We start from the raw sequence: 16,932 nt of genomic DNA on the forward strand, positions 1-16,932 counted from the left end.
TCAGTTTAATCGCCGGAAAGGTCAGAGCTGTAAAAGAAACGGCGCGTCCCTCTCCGCCCGCCTCCAGGTAGCCGCGCCGCCACTCGCTGGGCGACATGCCCAGCCAGCGGTGAAAGGCGCGGGAAAACGCGCTGATCTCGGAATAGCCGAGCAGGAAGGCCAGTTCGGAAATCTGGATCTCGCGATCCTTCAGGTAATTGAGCGCCAGCTCGCGGCGCACCTCGAGCAGCAGCTCCTGGTAGGTGCAGCCGTGATTGCGCAGGCGCCGCTGCAGCGTCCAGTTCGGGATGTTCAGCGCCCGCGCCACGTCATCGAGCGAAGGCTCGCCGTCGGCCAGCTGGCGGCGGATGGCGGCTGCGGCGCGCTCGACCAGCGATTCGCCCGGCATGCCCGCCAGCCCCAGCTGGGCCAGGTTGTGCCGCAGCAGCGCCAGCAGATGCGCATCGGCGCCGGGCATGGGTGCGTCCAGCTGCCGCGTCGGCAGCACGATGGCGTTGCAGGGCTGGGCGAACAGCGCCGGCGCGCCGAAGCTGCGCTCGTGCTCGGGCCAGGACTCCGGACGCGCGTGCTCGAACAGCACGGCCTCGGGCGACCATCGGCTGCCCAGCGCGTGGCGCAGGATGTTGAAGAACATGCCCAGCGACAGCTCGGCGTCCTGGCGCCTCGCGGCGATGCTGCGATCCAGGATCTGGTATTCGATGCGGCTCAGCTCGGGTTGTCGCACCACGCGCAGGATGGAGCGCTGCTGATGGTGATGGAACAGTCCGCTGATGTTCTCGAAGGCCGCGCCCACTGTCGGCGAGGCCAGCGCGACATAGCCCAGCAGGCCCAGCTGGCCCGGCTCGAACTGCTGCCCGTAGCGCAGGCCGAAGTTGCCGTTACAGGTATCGGCTGCCGCCTGCTCCATGACCCGGCAATATAGGTCGAGTCCGAGGCTGCTGGCGGGCTGCCCCAGCGCCGTGGCGCTCACGCCGGCCAGCCCGAGCACGCGGTCCGGATCGCCGCCCTCGAGCAGGATGAAGCTCACCAGGCCGGTCGCGGCCGCCGAGAGGATGCTCGACGCCTGCGGCCGCGCCGCGGGCGTGGCGCGCAAGCGCGGGGACGTGTCACGCATGCTCCAATTCCTCGATTCCGGTAAGGCTGGAGGTCTTCCAATTCCGGCGGATCATCTCCCCGGACGCACGGGCCGTCAACCCATCTTCCGGATGTAGTCCGCCCCCAATTCCGCCGTCGCCGCGACCCAGGCGCCGCCCAGGCTGCGGGCCAGGTCGGTCTCGCTGTGAGAGCCCATCCAGGCCAATAGCTGCAGGCGGCGCTGCATCAGGAACGTCGGAAACTCGTCACGCTCCGCCTGGGACAGGCTGCCGGCCTGGCAGTAGCCCTCGGCCCAGGCATCCATCAGCCGGTCCCGGTCGTCGCGGTGCTCGATGAAGCTGAGCGTCGAAGCCATATCATGCAGAAACCAGCCCAGGCCGCAATCATCGAAATCGATAACATGGGTGCGCTCGCCGTCCACCAGCAGGTTGGCGCTGCGCAGGTCGGCATGGATCAGGCCGAAGCGCTCCGGTCCCGTGCCGAAGGCGTCCAGCCGCAGGCCCAGCAGGCGCTCGGTGCGGCCCAGCGTCTCGCGCTGCGCCGGCGTCAGGCCCGGCGCGCATTCCCACTGTCCCCAATGCGCGGCCGGGCCCACTGTGCCTGCGTGGTCCCAGACCATGCGCTCGAAATGGCCGGGACGCTGCCAGGCGCGCGACTGCGCGTGCATGCGGGCGCTGAGCCAGCCCAGGTGGCGCTGCGAGGCGTCCAGCCTGTCCGGGTCGGGAAAGCCGCCGTCGATCCAGCGGAACAGCGCCACATAGCGCGTGCCCGCCGGCTCGCGCGTGACGCGCTGCAGCACCGTGCCGTCCAGCGCGGGCAAGGCTTGCGGCGTGCCGATGCCGGCCTCGTTCAGCGCGCGCATCCAGTCCAGCTCGGTCTGGATGGCGTTGCGCGTCTGGTAGTTCGGACGGTGGATCCGCATCGCGGCCTTCAAGCCGGCGCGCCGGTCCTCGATCCGGAACACCGTGTTCTCGGAATGGCTGAGCAGGCCGATATCGGCGCGGGCGTCCATGCCATACAGCGGCAGCGCGCTGCGCGCCAGGTCGGACAGCTGATCGATGTATCGCCGATAGGCGGCGTCGTTGCGTTCTGCCATAGGGGGCTCCGGGCTGGGCTGCGTGGTGGCCCCATCTTCAGCCGGGCCGGGCGCCGGCCGTTAGGCCGTGGCGCGCAGAACTTTGACCGAGGACGGCAAGGCGGCTCAGGGTCAACCCGGGGACCGCGACGATCGCCATGGCCGCGCCCCATGGCCGCTCAGGGTAGACCCTAGGCGTCGCGCCCGATCAAGCAACTGTCCCGGCAGGTCAAGCGCGCGCGGCGGCGCCGGCGCAAGATGGGGCTCCATCCAACAAGGAGCCCGCCATGTTTGCTTCCATCCAGGGAAAAGTCGCCGTGGTGACCGGCGCCAGCCGGGGCATCGGCAAGGGCATCGCCGAAGTCCTGGCCGAACATGGCGCCCGCGTGGCCGTGATGGCGCGCTCGCGCGACGCGGCCCAGGCCTGCGCCGACGCGCTCGTCGCCGCCGGCGGCCAGGCGCGCGGCTATGCCGCGGACGTCGGCGACCGCACCTCGATGGATGCCGCCGCGCGCGCCGTGGCGCAGGACCATGGCGGCATCGACATCGTCTGCGCCAACGCCGGCATCTTCCCCAGCGCGTCGCTGGAAGAGATCGACGGGCCGGCCTGGGACCTGGTGCTGAACACCAATGCGCGCGGCGCGCTCTACACCGTGCAGGCCTGTCTGCCCTGGCTGAAGCAGGCCGAAGCGGGCCGCGTGATCCTGACCTCGTCGATCACCGGCCCCGTCACCGGCTATCCGGGCTGGGCGCACTACGCAGCCAGCAAGGCGGCGCAGCTGGGTTTCATGCGCACCGCCGCGCTGGAACTGGCGCGCCACGGCATCACGATCAACGCGGTCCTGCCCGGCAACGTACTCACCGAGGGCCTGAACGAGATGGGCGCGGACTACCTGGAACAGATGACGCGCTCGGTGCCGCTGCGGCGCCTGGGCAGCGTGCGCGACATCGGCTGGGCGACGCTGTTCCTGGCCTCGAGCGAGGCCGGTTTCATCACCGGGCAGACGCTGGTGGTCGATGGCGGCCAGACCCTGCCCGAAAGCGTGGCGGCGCTGTAGCCCGCCGTCCTTGCCAGACCCGGCAGCCGCTCATCGCCCCCTGGCGCCCTCCCTATCCGCATCCGCACGGAGATCCCATGCCGCCCACCATGGATCCGGCGTCCGCCGACGCCGAGCACGATGTCTCGAAGTACGGTTATGTGCAAGAGCTGGACCGCAGCATGAACGTCTGGCAGCTCACCGCGTTCGGCCTGAACTACATGGTGCCGATCGCGCCGGCGATCATATTCGGCATCCTGCTCAAGCTGTCCGGCGGCACCGTCGCCCTGCCCTATCTGCTGGCCGGCGTGGCCATGCTGTTCACCGCCTTCAGCTACGCGGTGATGGTGCGCAACTTCCCGCTGGCCGGCTCGGTCTACAACTACGTCGGCCGGGGCTGCAACCCGTACTTCGGCTTCCTGTCCGGCTGGGTGCTGACGCTGGACTACATCCTCATCCCCACCGTCACCGCGTCCAGCTCCGCCTATTTCGCACAGCAGTACCTGCCGGGCGTGCCCTACTGGGTGCTGCTGGGCGTGTTCTCCGTCGGCACCGGCATGGTCAACCTGTTCGGCGTGCAGCTCATGTCCCGGCTCGGACTGGGGCTGCTGGTGTTCGGCGAACTGGTGGTCTGGTCCTCCATCGTGGTGTGGGGCCGCGCGGTGGCCGTGGACGGCGCCGGCGCGGGCACGCTGCTGAGCGCGCAGCCGTTCCAGTTCGACAGCGTCTCCAGCCTGGCGGCCGCCACCTCGCTGGCCATCTTCAGCTTCCTGGGCTTTGACGCCATCACCACGCTGGCCGAGGAAACCCGTCGGCCCAAGCGCGACATTCCCCGCGCCATCTACTGGTGCGTGGGCATCGGCACGCTGACGATGTTCGCCTGCGGCTACGTGGCCATGCTGGCCATCCCCGACTGGCGCCAGCACATCGGCGACGAGGCCTGGCTCAATACCACGCTGTTCCAGGTGTCGCGCGCCACCGGCGGCGAAGCGTTCAGCGTGTTCTTCACGGTCGGCTACCTGACCGCGCTGGGCGTGTTCAACGTGGTCGCCACCGCCGCCGGCGCCCGCCTGCTGTTTGGCATGGGCCGGGACGAGCTGCTGCCGCGCGCGGTCTTCGCCCGCGTCAACCGGCGCTGGCGCACGCCGCACTGGAGCATCCTGCTGATCTGCGCCATCGAGTTCGCGCTCGGCAACTTCGCCAACATGGAAACGCTGTCCAACCTGGTCAACTACGGCGCGATGTTCGCCTTTGCCGCGCTCAACATCTCGGTCGTCTGGCTGTACTACGTGCGCGGCGGCGGCGAGCTGGCCGACGGCAGCCGCGTCCGGCCGCAAGGCGCGCAGCACCTGCGCTACCTGCTGCTGCCCGCCGTCGGGCTGGTCATCATCCTCTACGTGTGGGCGCACATGGACACGCTGGCCCAGATCCTCGGCACCGTCTGGCTGGCCGCCGGCATCGCTTACCTGCTGGCCAAGACGCGCGTCTTCCAGCGGCTGCCTCCGGCGCTCGACCTGTGAACCCCCGCCCTTCTTCCCCGCTGCTTCCCCTCATTGTGGAGACCTGGCATGTCCGCTGACAGCATGCTCGCGCTGAACACCTACGACCCCGCCTCGGCCGCCGTCGCCGACCCGACCATCCGAGGCCTGATCGAACGCCGCCAGCGGATCTTCGGCGCCGCGGTGCCGCTCTTCTACGAAGACCCGGTCCACATCACCCGCGCCGAAGGCGTCTGGCTGTACGACCACGAAGGCCGCGCCTACCTGGACGCCTACAACAACGTGCCCTCGGTCGGACATTGCCATCCGCGCGTCGTCGACGCCGTGGCGCGCCAGGCCGCGCAGCTGAACACGCACACGCGCTACCTGTCCGAAGTGGTCTACGCCTATGCCGAAAGGCTGCTGGCGACCTTTCCCGAGGCCCTGTCCAACCTGCTCTTCACCAGCAGCGGCACCGAAAGCGTGGACCTGGCCCTGCGCATGGCGCGCTATCACACGGGCGGCGCCGGCTTCATCGTGACGCGTTTCGCCTATCACGGCCATTCCACCGCCGTGGCCGAGATCACGCCCGCCTTCGGCCCCGGCGTGCCGCTGGGCATCCATGTGCGCACGGTGCCCGCGCCCCTGCCGGGCCGCAACGGCGAAGACGTGGGCCAGGCCTTCGCCGCCGGCATCGAGCAGGCCATCGCCGACCTGCGCCGGCACGGCATCCGCTTCGCCGGCGCGATCTTCGATTCGATCTTTTCCAGCGACGGGCTGTACGCCGACCCGCCCGGCTTCCTGCGCGCGGCGGCCGAGACCGTGCGGCGCCATGGCGGCGTCTACATCGCCGACGAAGTGCAGCCGGGCTTCGGCCGCACCGGCGCCGGCATGTGGGGCTTCAGCCGCCACGGCATCACGCCCGACCTGGTGGTGATGGGCAAGCCCATGGGCAACGGCATGCCGATAGCGGCCGTGGTCGCGCGGCCCGAGCTGATGGCCTCGTTCTCCGAGCGCTCGGGCTACTTCAACACCTTCGGCGGCAACACGGTCTGCTGCGCCGCCGCCTCGGCGGTGCTGGATGTGCTCCGGGACGAGCGGCTGGTCGAGCGTTCCGCCCAGGTCGGCCAGTATTTGAAAGACGGCTTCGAACGCTTGCAACGCGCCGACGCGCGCATTGGCGACGTGCGCGGCGCGGGCCTGTACCTGGGCGTCGAAATCGTCGACCAGGCGGGCGCGCCCGACACGCGCGAGGCGCTGCGCCTGGTGAACGGCCTGCGCCAGCGCCGCATCCTGGTCAGCACCTGCGCCGCCGCCGGCAACGTGCTGAAGATCCGCCCGCCCCTGCCGTTCTCGACCGAGCATTGCGACCTGCTGCTGGACGCGGCCGGACAGCTGCTGGCCGCCGGCTGAACCCTCACGCAATGGCGCCGGGCGGCCACACGCGCGGACGCCAGACACCAGGAGATCGGACATGAAGCACGCCACCGCCCGCGACAGCGGCCCCGATGCAGTCCCGGCCTCGCCCGCCGGCGCCAGCGCGGCGCAGGCACTGATCGCGCCCGCGCCCCGCGTCGCGGCCGCCGCCAACGTCGCCGGCATGGATGCCTACCACGCGCTGGTCGACGAGGCCGAACGGGACAACCAGGGATTCTGGGCGCGCCTGGCGCGCGAGACGCTGGCTTGGCGCAAGCCGTTCACCCAGGTGCTGGACGATACCCATGCGCCCTTCTACCGCTGGTTCGGCGACGGCCGGCTCAATGCGTCCTTCAATTGCCTGGATCGGCACGTCGCCAGCGGCCTGGGCGAGCGCGTCGCCATACGCTTCGAGGCCGACGACGGCGCGGTCACCCCGATCAGCTACCGCGCCCTGCTGGCGCGCGTCTGCCAGTTGGCCAACGCCATGAAGGCCTGCGGCATCCAGCGCGGCGACCGGGTGGCGATCTACCTGCCCATGTCGGTCGAGGCCATCGTCGCGATGCAGGCCTGCAACCGGATCGGCGCGATCCACTCGGTGGTCTTCGGCGGCTTCTCGGCCAAGTCGCTGAACGAGCGCATCGTCGACATCGGCGCCAGCCTGCTGATCACCGCGGACGAGCAGGTGCGCGGCGGCAAGACGCTGCCGCTCAAGCGCATCGCCGACGAAGCCCTGGCCCTGGGCGGCTGCGATGGCGTGCGCCGCGTGTTCGTGTACCGCCGCACCGGCGCCGGGATCGACTGGGACGCGGCGCGCGACGCCTGGCTGCACGAGGCCGCCGGCGCCCAGCCCGAACACTGCGAGCCCGAATGGGTGGACGCGGAGCATCCGCTGTTCGTGCTCTATACCTCCGGCTCCACCGGCAAGCCCAAGGGCGTGCAGCACGCCACGGCCGGCTATCTGCTGTGGGCCGCGCAGACCTTGCGCTGGACCTTCGACCTGAAGCCCGACGACGTATTCTGGTGCACCGCCGACATCGGCTGGATTACCGGCCACACCTACGTCGCCTACGCCCCGCTGCTCTGCGGCACGACCCAGGTCGTCTATGAAGGCCTGCCCACGCACCCCGATCCGGGCCGCTTCTGGCGCATGATCGACCGGCACCGGGTGTCCATCTTCTACACCGCGCCGACCGCGATCCGCGCGCTGATCAAGGGCGCGCACGAACATCCGCAGGCGCATCCCCGGCACTACAGCCTGGACACATTGCGCGTGCTCGGCACGGCCGGCGAGCCCATCAATCCGACGGTCTGGCGCTGGTATCACGAGGAAGTCGGCAAGGGCCGCTGCGCGGTCGTCGACACCTGGTGGCAGACCGAGACCGGCGGCCCGCTGATCGCCCCGCTACCCGGCGCCACCCCGCTCGCGCCCGGATCCTGCACGCTGCCCCTGCCCGGCATCGGCGCGCGCATCGTCGACGAGACCGGCCGCGAGACGCCGGACGGACAAGGCGGCTCGCTGGTATTCACGCGTCCCTGGCCCTCCATGCTGCGCACCCTCTGGGGCGACGACGCGCGTTTCCTGCAGACCTACTTCCCGGCCGAGCTCGGCGGCAAGACCTACCTGGCCGGCGACGGCGCGCTGCGAGACCCGGCCACCGGCTACTACACGATCACGGGCCGGATCGACGACGTGCTGAACGTGTCCGGGCACCGCCTGGGCACCATGGCGGTCGAGTCGGCGCTGGTCGCGCACCCTGAAGTGGCCGAGGCCGCCGTGGTCGGCCGCCACGACGAGCTGACCGGCGAGGCCATCGTCGCCTTCGTCGTGCCCAAGGGCGGCCCGCCCGACGACGCGGCCGCCGCGCGGATCTCCGCCGAGCTGCGCGCCTGGATCGCGCGCGAGATCGGCCCCATCGCCAAGCCCAGGGAGATCCGCTACGCCGGCAGCCTGCCCAAGACGCGCTCCGGCAAGATCATGCGCCGCCTGCTGCGCGCGATCGCCAACGGCGATCCGATCACGCAGGACATTTCCACGCTGGAGAATCCGGCGGCGATCGAACAGCTCAGGAGGATCGGATAGGGGCGCGTCAGTAAATAGAGACGCGTCAGGAAAGTTCGTCCGGCCCCGGCAAATCTGCCAGCAGCGCCGGCAACGCCGTCCGCACGGTTTCCCAGACCACATCCAGATTGATATCGAAATAACCGTGCGCGATACGGTTGCGCATCCCACGCATGCTGCGCCAAGGCACATCCGGCTGGGCCAGGACGAAATCGGCGTGACGGTCCATGATCTTCGTGGCCGCCTCGCCAATGATGACCAGGCTCATGATGACGGCTTGCTGGGTGCGTCTGTCCGCAAGGAAATCGCTCTTGGTCATTCCCTGTACGAAACTACGGGCGTCGACCGCAGCCTGGCGGATATGTTCCAGGTAGTCGGACAGGCGATTCACGCTCATACCGGCCGCGCTTCCGCAAGCACCTGTTCGCGGAATGCCACAGGCAAATCCGCCGGCGTCAGGAGATCGACGTGGATGCCGAGCAACATCTCCAGCTCATCCTGCAGGCCGCCCAGGTCAAACAGCGTGGCGCCGGGCAACGCGTCGACCAGTAAATCCAGATCGCTGCCTTCCTGGTCGGTGCCGTACAACGCCGAGCCGAAGACGCGCACGTTCTCGGTGCGGTAGCGGCTTGCCGCCTCGCGTACCGCGCTTCGCTTCAAATCGAGCACTAGGGATGGTCGCATGGTCTGTTACTCGTCGGATTCCTAGGGATCATAGGCAATCGGCCATCCAGATTCAATCGCATCAGGTTACGTCTGGCCGGCGCCATATGCTGTATATTTATACAGTAATAAACAGCAACCCGCCACGCCCCCTCGGCCACCCCGCCATGCAGTCCCCCGAACGCATCCATCCCGCCCTGTGGCGCGCCACCCAGCTGGCGCGCGGGGCGGCGCGCTGCCTGCCAACCGGACATGCGGCGCTGTCGGCCGAGTTGCCGGATGGCGGCTGGCCGATGGGCAGCCTGGTCGAACTGCTGTCCCCGCATCCCGGCGTGGGAGAGATCCGCCTGCTGCGCCCGGCCCTGTCCCAGCTGGAGACGCGGCGTCCGATCGCGCTGGTGCAGCCGCCGCACGCGCCCAATATCGTCAGCTGGATGAGCTGGCGGCTGGATCCCCGGCAACTGCTCTGGGTCTGTCCTGAAAAGCCGGCGGACGCGCTCTGGGCCGCCGAGCAGATCCTCAGGAACGGCAGCTGCGGCGCCCTGCTCTGCTGGCTGCCCCAGGTCCGCCCCGAATCGCTGCGCCGGCTGCACCTGGCGGCCCAGGCCAGCGACCTGCTGTTCGTCGCCCTGCGTCCGTCCGCCGCCGCCGCCCACGCCACGCCCGCCCCCTTGCGGCTGGCGCTGGCGCCCGCGCCGGGCGGGCTGTCCGTCCATATCCTCAAGCGCCGGGGGCCTGCCTGCGACACGCCGCTGCACGTGGGCCTGGAGCCCGGCGCCTTCGAAACACCCGCCCGCCATGCGCCTCTGGATCGCCGTCTGCCTGCGCTGCCTGCCGCTGGACGCCATACGCCCGCACTGGCCTGACGACGCCCAGGCGTACGCCGTGCTGGAGCAGGAGCGCGTGATCGCCCTGACCCCGGCCGCGCGCCTTGCGGGCGTGCGGATGGACATGCGCCGCGCCGGCGCCGCCGCCATCGCGCCCCAGGTCGAGCTGCTGCCGCGCAGTCCGCAGGCCGAGGCCGACGCGCTGCAGGGCGCCTCGCTGGCCCTGCTGCAATACACGCCCGAGGTCGCGCTGGCCGACGAGGCCACCGTGCTGCTGGGCGTGGGCGCCAGCCTGCAATTCTTCCGGGGCCCGCGCGCGCTGGCGCGCCGGGTCGCCGCCACGTTGCGGGCGCTGGACTTGCGGGTCTCGCTGGGCATGGCGCCCACCGCCGCCGGCGCCTGGCTGCTGGCGCAGCGCCGCGAACGGCGCGCCTGCAGGCGGGTGCTGACCCTGCCCACGCTCGTTCGCAGGCTCGACGCGCTGCCGCTGGCCCTGCTGCCTCCGGCGCGGCCGCGCCTGGACTGGCTGCAGGACATCGGCTGCGCCACGCTGGGCGACCTGCGCGCCCTGCCGCGCGCCGGCCTGCAGCGGCGCAGCGCGCCCGAACTGCTGGCGGCGCTGGACGCCGCCTATGGCCTGGCGCCCGAGCCGCAACGCTGGATCGAGCCGCCGGCGCGCTTCGCCCGCCGCATCGAGCTGATGGAATACCTGGAGCACACCGACGCGGTGCTGGCCGTGGCCCGCCGGCTGGCCGAACAGCTGGGCGGCTGGCTGGCCGCGAGCCAGCTGGCGGTGCGCAAGATCACGCTCAGCCTGGAACACGAGCGCGGCCGCCGCGCGCGCCCGCCCACCGAGCTGGAACTGGCGCTATCGCAACCGGCCTGGCAGCCGGCGCAGATCCTCGGCCTGCTGCGCGAGAAGCTGGGCCGCATGACGCTGACCGATCCCGTCATCGCCGTGGCCCTGCTGGCGCCCGAGACCGTGGCCCAGCCCGCCGCCAGCGCCACGCTGTTTCCCGAACCCGGCGGCACCGCCGAGGACCAGGCGCGGCTGCTGGACCTGCTCAGTGCGCGGCTGGGCCGCGAGCGCGTGCGCCGCGCCCGGCCCCAGGCCGATCACCGGCCCGAAGCCGCCAATGCCTGGGGCGACGCGCTGCAAGCGCCCGCCGGCGCCGAGCCGCTGCCGGCGCAGCTGGACCGTCCCTTCTGGCTGCTGGATCCGCCGCAGCCGCTGCGCCTGGCCGGCGACCGCCCGCAGTATCGGGGCCAGGCGCTGCGGCTGATGCGCGGCCCCGAGCGCATCGAAAGCGGCTGGTGGGATCCGCAGCTGACCGTGCGCGACTACTTCGTCGCCGAGGACGAGGCCGCCGCGCGCTACTGGATCTACCGCGAGCGCGACGCCGAGCACGCGCGCTGGTTCCTGCACGGGCTGTACGCCTGACGCCGGCCCGCGGCTCCGCCCCACCGTTACCCCATCATGCGCCCGCCCGACGATCCCGCCGACGCCCCGGAACTCCTGGCCCTGCTGCCCGGCTACGCCGAGCTGCACTGCCAGAGCAATTTCTCGTTCCTGCAAGGCGCCTCGCACCCGGAAGAGCTGGCCGCCCGCGCCGCCGAACTGGGCTACGCCGCCCTGGCCATCACCGACGAGTGCAGCCTGGCCGGCGTGGTGCGCGCGCACATGGAGGCCAAGAAGCTCAACCTGCCGCTGCTCATCGGCGCCTGCTTCCAGCTGCGCGCCGCGCCCGACGCCGCGCCGCTGGGCCTGACCCTGCTGGCGCAGACGCGCGAGGGCTACGGCAACCTGTCCGAGCTGATCACGCTGGCGCGCTCGCGCGCGCCCAAGGGCGAGTACCGGCTGGCGCCCGAGGACTTCACCGATCCGCCGCCCGGCTGCGAACATCTGCGCGGCCTGCCCGAATGCCTGGCCATCCTGACGCCCGAGTACGGCGCCGACGCCGCCCGCGTCGCCGAGCAGGCGCGCTGGCTGGCGCGCGTGTTCCCGCGCCGCGCCTGGGTCGGCCTGACCCTGCTGCACCGTTCCCGCGAGGACCTGCACCGCGACGCCACCGTGGCGGCCGCGCGGGAAGCCGGGCTGCCGCTGGTGGCGCTGGGCCAGGTCCAGATGCACCTGCGCTCGCGCCAGCCCCTGCACGACACGCTGGCCGGCATCCGCAGTCACCAGCCGGTGTCGCGCTGCGGCTATGCGCTGGCCGGCAACGCCGAGCGCCACCTGCGCACGCGCATGCGCCTGGCCAGCCTGTACCCGCCCGAGGCGCTGGCGCAGACGCTGGCGGTGGCGCGGCGCTGCGGCTTCTCGCTGGACGAGCTGCGCTACGAATATCCGGACGAGATCGTGCCTCCGGGCCACACGCCCGCCACCTACCTGCGCCAGGAGACGCAGGCCGGCGCCGCGCGCCGCTTCCCGCAGGGCGTGCCCGAGGCGATCGCCGCGCAGATCGAGAAAGAGCTGGGCCTGATCCGCGACCTGCAATACGAGGCATATTTCCTGACCGTCTACGACATCGTCCAGTTCGCGCGCGGCCAGGGCATCCTGTGCCAGGGCCGCGGCTCGGCCGCCAACTCGGCCGTCTGCTATTGCCTGGGCATCACCGAGGTCGACCCGATACGCGGCCACGCGCTGTTCGAGCGCTTCATCAGCAAGGAACGCAACGAGCCGCCCGACATCGACGTGGACTTCGAGCACCAGCGCCGCGAGGAAGTGATCCAGTACATCTACGACAAGTACGGCCGCGACCGCGCCGCGCTGACCGCGGTGGTCATCTCCTATCGACCGCGCAGCGTGCTGCGCGACACCGGCCGCGCGCTGGGCGTGGACAACGGCGTGATCGACGCGGTGGCGCGCGCGCACCAGTGGTGGGATGGCAAGAAGGAAATGCTGCGCACGCTGGGCGCCTGCGGGTTGGACCCGGACTCGCGCGTGGCGCGGCAATGGGCCTGGCTGGCGCAGACGCTGATGGGCTTTCCGCGCCACCTGTCGCAGCACCCGGGCGGCTTCGTGATCTCGCGCGGCAAGCTCTCGCGCCTGGTGCCGATCGAGAACGCCGCCATGCCCGACCGCAGCGTGGTGCAGTGGGACAAGGACGACCTGGACGCGCTCAAGCTGCTGAAGGTCGACGTGCTGGCGCTGGGCATGCTGTCGGCGCTGCGCCGCACGCTGGAGCTGGCCGGCCAGCGTCGCGGCGCGCCGCTGCGGCTGCAGGACATCCCGCCGGGCGACGATCCTACCTACGACATGATCTGCGACGCCGACACCATCGGCGTATTCCAGATCGAGTCGCGCGCGCAGATGAGCATGCTGCCCAGGCTGCGGCCGCGCAAGTACTACGACCTGGTGGTGCAGGTGGCCATCGTGCGGCCGGGGCCGATCCAGGGCGGCATGGTGCATCCCTACCTGCGCCGGCGCCAGGGCAAGGAAGACGAAACCTATCCCAGCGAAAAGGTGCGCGACGTGCTCTCGCGCACCATGGGCGTGCCGATCTTCCAGGAACAGGTCATGCAGATCGCCGTGGTGGCGGCCGGCTTCACGCCCGGCGACGCGGATCAGCTGCGCCGCTCCATGGCCGCCTGGAAGCGCAAGGGCGGCGTCGACAAATACCGCGTCAAGCTGGTCGGCGGCCTGCTGGCCCACGGCTACACGCTGGACTTCGCCGAAGCGCTGTTCCGCCAGATCGAAGGCTTCGGCGAATACGGCTTTCCCGAAAGCCACGCCGCCAGCTTCGCGCTGCTGGCCTACGCCAGCTCCTGGCTCAAGCGCCACGAGCCCGAGGCCTTCCTGGCCGCCCTGCTCAATTCCCAGCCCATGGGCTTCTACGCGCCGGCCCAGCTGGTGCAGGACGCCCGCCGCCACGGCGTGCGCGTGCTGCCGCCCGACGTGGTGCACAGCGGCTGGGACTCGGCGCTGGAAGCGCCACCGCCCGAGGCCCTCGCCACCCCGCGCCGGGCCCATCCCCACGCGCCGCCCGCCGGCGAGCCGCGCCCCGCCGTGCGCCTGGGCCTGAGCCTGGTCCAGGGCCTGCGCGAGGAAGCAGCCCGGCGCATCGAGGCCGCGCGCGCGCAGGCGCCCTATGCCGACACCGGCGACCTGGCGCGCCGCGCCGCGCTCACGCGCCACGAGCTGAACGCGCTGGCCGCCGGCGACGCGCTGCGCACGCTGGCCGGCCACCGCCGCCAGGCCAGCTGGGAAGCCGCCGCCAGCGCCAGCAGCCGCGACCTGCTCAGGCACGCCGCCATCCATGACGTACAGGCCCCGGCGCTCAACGCGCCGGACGAAGGCCAATCGGTGGCCGCCGACTACCGCAGCGTCGGACTGACCCTGCGCAGCCATCCGGTGGCCCTGCTGCGCCCGCAACTGGCCGCGCGCAACTTCCAGCCCGCCGCCGTGCTCAACACCTATCCGCACCGGCGCGTGGCGCGCGCCTGCGGCATCGTCACCGTGCGGCAGCGGCCGCAGACCGCCAAGGGCGTGATCTTCGTGACGCTGGAGGACGAGACCGGCCCGGTCAACGTGGTGGTGCGCACCGAGCTGATCGAACGCCAGCGCCGCGAGCTGCTCGGCTCCAGCCTGCTGGGCGTCTATGGCGCCTGGCAGAACGTGGACGGCGTGCGCCACCTGATCGCGCAGCGGCTGGTGGATATGTCCGAGCTGCTGGGCGGGTTGAGCACGCAGAGCCGGAACTTCCATTGAGGCCCGCTTGCGGCCGGCCTCTCAACCGCACACGGCGAGCACCAGGTTCCGGTAGATATCGCGGGCGCCTTCCAGCTGCTCCAACGCAATCGACTCATCGATCGTGTGGGCGTCCTCTTCGTTGCCCGGCCCCAGGCCGATCGTTGGAATGCCGCGCCGTCCGGCGGATTCCGAGCCGTTGGTGCAGAACGGCCAGGCGCCCACCAGCGGCTCCCTGCCACTGGCGCTGACGGCCGCGCGCGCGGCGGCCAGCAGTGCCGTATCGCCATCGCAGCGCCACCCCGGCAACCAGCGCGGCGGCGTGGCATGCTGGCCCGTATAGGTTTCCACCCGGCCCTCGCTCACCGCCAGGGTGAAATCAAACAGGCCATGCCCGGCCAGGTGCCCGCGGATCTGCGCCAGCACGTCCTCCAGGCACTCGCCCGAGACGGTGCGCCGGTCGAAGCGGATCGTCACCGCACCCGGGATCATGGAAATCGACGGATAGGGATCAGACACGATGTCGGTAGGAACCAGCAGCGCCTGCCCCAGCACATCGTCATGCGGCAGGGGCAGCGTTTCCAGCACGGTCAGCGCCTTGGCGGCCGCATGCAGGGGATTGACGCCAACATGCGGCGTCGCGGCGTGCGCCGGCTTGCCGTGGAAGGTCAGCAGCAGTTCCACCCGCCCTTTCTGCCCAGCCTTGATCTGGAGTTTCGACGGCTCGCAGATCACGACGGCCTGCGGCGTGCAGACGTCGAGCACCGAGGCCAGCGCATGGCCTTCGATGATCTCTTCCAGCACGCTGGCCGACACGGCCACGCGGCGTTTCAAGCCCGAGCGCGCCGCCGCCACGACGCCACAGATCGCCGCGGCAATGCCGCCCTTCATGTCGGTGCTGCCGCGCCCATGCAGCCGGCCGTCGCGGATCTCGCCGCCGAACGGATCCGAGCGCCAGCTGCCCGTGACCGGCACCACATCCATGTGCCCGTCGAACAGCAAGGCCACTTCCGCATCGCGCGGACCGATCAGGCCCAGCACCGATCCATTTCGGTCGATCGTGACCGGGTCGAACCCCGCCTCGCGCATGACCGCGCCCATCAAGGCCGCCATCTCGCTTTCCTGGCCGGAAAGGCTGGGAATGCGCACCATCGCCTGCGTCAACGCCACTACATCCAATGTCATCATGATTCCTGTCGAAGTAGCGGATGGGCCAACCGCGCCCATCCTTGAGAAAACAGCACACTAGCGATTCACCAGCGCCTTGGGCACGCGATACACCAGCACCGCGCCGATCAGCGTGAAACTGGCCAGGAAGTACATGCCACAGTCGGTGGAGCCGGTCAGATCCTTGATCCAGCCGATCGCATAGGGACTGACGAAAGCCGCCAGTCCGGCGAACGAATTGATGCCGGCGATGCCCGCGGCGGCGCTCTTGCCTTCCAGAAAGGCGGTCGGCAGGCTCCAGAACAGCGGCGAACACACCATGCAGCCGGCGGCCGCCACGGACAGCATCACCACCGCCAGCATCGGGTTGTGACTGAACAGCGTGCTCAGCGCCAGGCCGGTCCCGCCGATCAGGAAGGGCACGATCATGTGCCAGCGGCGCTCCCGCGTCGCGTCCGAATGGCGGCACACCAGCACCATGGAAATCACCGCGCACACGTTCGGCACCGCCGTCAGCAGCCCCACATCCAGCAGGGACACGACGCCGGTGGAGCGGATTACCGACGGCACCCAGAACGCCAGGCCGGACAGGCTGGACACGGTGCAATAGCAGATCAGCGCCATATGAACCACCCGCCGGTCCCGCAACAGCCGCAGCAGCGATACATGCTCGCCACGGGCGGCCTGCTCGCTCGACAGGTTATGGTTCAGCCGCGCCTTCTCCGCCTCCGACAGCCAGCGCGCATCGCCGATGCGATCGTCCAGGTACCAGAGCACCGCCACGCCCAGCAGCACGGACGGAATCGCCTCGATGATGAACATCCATTGCCAGCCGGCCAGGCCGCTGGTCTGGTGGAATGCCTCCATGACCCAGCCGGACAACGGCCCGCCCAGGATGCCCGCGAACGGCACCGCCGTCATGAACACGGCCACGATCTGGCCGCGCCGGCTCGACGGAAACCAATAGGTCAGATAGAGAATGATGCCCGGATAGAAGCCGGCCTCGGCCGCGCCCAACAGGAAACGCAGCAGGTAGAACTGCGTAGGTGTCTGCGTCAGCGCCATGGCCGCGGAAATCAGGCCCCACAGGATCATGATGCGCGCCAGCGTCTTCCTGGCGCCGATGCGGTGCATCAGCACATTGCTTGGCACTTCGAACAGGAAGTAGCCGATGAAGAAAATTCCCGCGCCCAACCCATATACGGCCTCGCTGAACTTGAGGTCGTCCAGCATCTGCAACTTGGCGAAACCGACATTCACGCGGTCCAGGAATGCCGCGATGTAGCACACCATCAAGAACGGCAGCAAGCGCCACGCCACCTTCCGATACAGCGCATTGTCCCGCTCCGCCGCCGGGGACGCGCCCCCGGCAACCGGGGAAGCCGCGACGGGCTTGATTGACTGATCCATGTTTTCCACCTTGGG

13 protein-coding genes are annotated in these 16,932 nt (G+C 70.3%); 7 read left to right on the top strand and 6 right to left on the bottom strand.

All coding sequences use genetic code 11. The features are described from left to right. Both qhpR and AC6LJ9_RS18160 read right to left on the bottom strand, forming a co-directional pair. On the bottom strand, positions 1 to 1,114 hold a 1,114-nt coding region (gene qhpR, locus AC6LJ9_RS18155; protein ID WP_498148646.1), incomplete at its 3' end, for an AraC-like transcriptional regulator QhpR. A gap of 75 nt (positions 1,115 to 1,189) precedes the next feature. Continuing rightward, a complete protein-coding gene (locus AC6LJ9_RS18160; protein WP_498148647.1) occupies positions 1,190 to 2,191 on the bottom strand; it encodes a phosphotransferase enzyme family protein in 1,002 nt (333 codons plus the stop codon). 266 nt (positions 2,192 to 2,457) lie between these two features. Here AC6LJ9_RS18160 and fabG point away from each other — a divergent pair, with 266 nt between their 5' ends. The 4 genes from fabG (at position 2,458) to acs (ending at position 8,184) form a co-directional block, all read left to right on the top strand. Then, positions 2,458 to 3,228, top strand: coding sequence for a 3-oxoacyl-ACP reductase FabG (gene fabG, locus AC6LJ9_RS18165; RefSeq protein WP_498148648.1), 771 nt, complete (start codon positions 2,458 to 2,460; stop codon positions 3,226 to 3,228). 77 nt (positions 3,229 to 3,305) lie between these two features. Continuing rightward, positions 3,306 to 4,727, top strand: a complete 1,422-nt coding sequence (locus tag AC6LJ9_RS18170; RefSeq protein WP_498148649.1) for an APC family permease — start codon at positions 3,306 to 3,308, stop codon at positions 4,725 to 4,727. Positions 4,728 to 4,775: 48 nt separating this feature from the next. Beyond that, positions 4,776 to 6,098 carry an aspartate aminotransferase family protein gene (locus AC6LJ9_RS18175; RefSeq protein WP_498148650.1) on the top strand — a complete coding sequence of 441 codons (1,323 nt, stop codon included), beginning with the start codon at positions 4,776 to 4,778 and terminating at the stop codon, positions 6,096 to 6,098. A 187-nt stretch (positions 6,099 to 6,285) separates the two neighbouring features. After that, positions 6,286 to 8,184, top strand: coding sequence for an acetate--CoA ligase (gene acs / locus AC6LJ9_RS18180; RefSeq protein ID WP_498148673.1), 1,899 nt, complete (start codon positions 6,286 to 6,288; stop codon positions 8,182 to 8,184). A 25-nt stretch (positions 8,185 to 8,209) separates the two neighbouring features. Here the strand turns inward: acs and AC6LJ9_RS18185 are convergent, their stop codons facing one another. Then, a complete protein-coding gene (locus tag AC6LJ9_RS18185) occupies positions 8,210 to 8,560 on the bottom strand; it encodes a HepT-like ribonuclease domain-containing protein (RefSeq protein WP_498148651.1) in 351 nt (116 codons plus the stop codon). Beyond that, positions 8,557 to 8,847, bottom strand: coding sequence for a nucleotidyltransferase family protein (locus AC6LJ9_RS18190; protein ID WP_212317387.1), 291 nt, complete (start codon positions 8,845 to 8,847; stop codon positions 8,557 to 8,559). The genes AC6LJ9_RS18185 and AC6LJ9_RS18190 overlap by 4 nt, the downstream gene beginning before the upstream one ends. A 146-nt stretch (positions 8,848 to 8,993) precedes the next feature. Here AC6LJ9_RS18190 and imuA point away from each other — a divergent pair, with 146 nt between their 5' ends. The 3 genes from imuA to AC6LJ9_RS18205 are packed head-to-tail and all read left to right on the top strand — an operon-like array spanning position 8,994 to position 14,361. Further along, positions 8,994 to 9,692 (top strand): translesion DNA synthesis-associated protein ImuA, encoded by a 699-nt coding sequence (gene imuA, locus AC6LJ9_RS18195; RefSeq protein WP_103274685.1) that lies wholly within the window; start codon positions 8,994 to 8,996, stop codon positions 9,690 to 9,692. Next, positions 9,625 to 11,094 carry a Y-family DNA polymerase gene (locus AC6LJ9_RS18200; RefSeq protein ID WP_498148652.1) on the top strand — a complete coding sequence of 490 codons (1,470 nt, stop codon included), beginning with the start codon at positions 9,625 to 9,627 and terminating at the stop codon, positions 11,092 to 11,094. The genes imuA and AC6LJ9_RS18200 overlap by 68 nt, the downstream gene beginning before the upstream one ends. A 36-nt stretch (positions 11,095 to 11,130) precedes the next feature. Beyond that, positions 11,131 to 14,361: an error-prone DNA polymerase gene (locus AC6LJ9_RS18205; RefSeq protein ID WP_498148653.1), complete on the top strand. Its 3,231-nt coding sequence runs from the start codon at positions 11,131 to 11,133 to the stop codon at positions 14,359 to 14,361. A gap of 21 nt (positions 14,362 to 14,382) precedes the next feature. On the opposite strand, the gene AC6LJ9_RS18210 is transcribed toward AC6LJ9_RS18205, so the two are convergent. Both AC6LJ9_RS18210 and AC6LJ9_RS18215 read right to left on the bottom strand, forming a co-directional pair. Next, on the bottom strand, positions 14,383 to 15,528 hold the full coding sequence (locus AC6LJ9_RS18210) for a YgeY family selenium metabolism-linked hydrolase (RefSeq protein ID WP_498148654.1): 1,146 nt from the start codon (positions 15,526 to 15,528) through the stop codon (positions 14,383 to 14,385). Positions 15,529 to 15,585: 57 nt separating this feature from the next. Continuing rightward, a complete protein-coding gene (locus tag AC6LJ9_RS18215) occupies positions 15,586 to 16,917 on the bottom strand; it encodes an MFS transporter (RefSeq protein WP_498148655.1) in 1,332 nt (443 codons plus the stop codon). Between the last annotated feature and the right edge of the window lie 15 nt (positions 16,918 to 16,932).

Source organism: Achromobacter sp. 1011811831 (assembly GCF_059760905.1).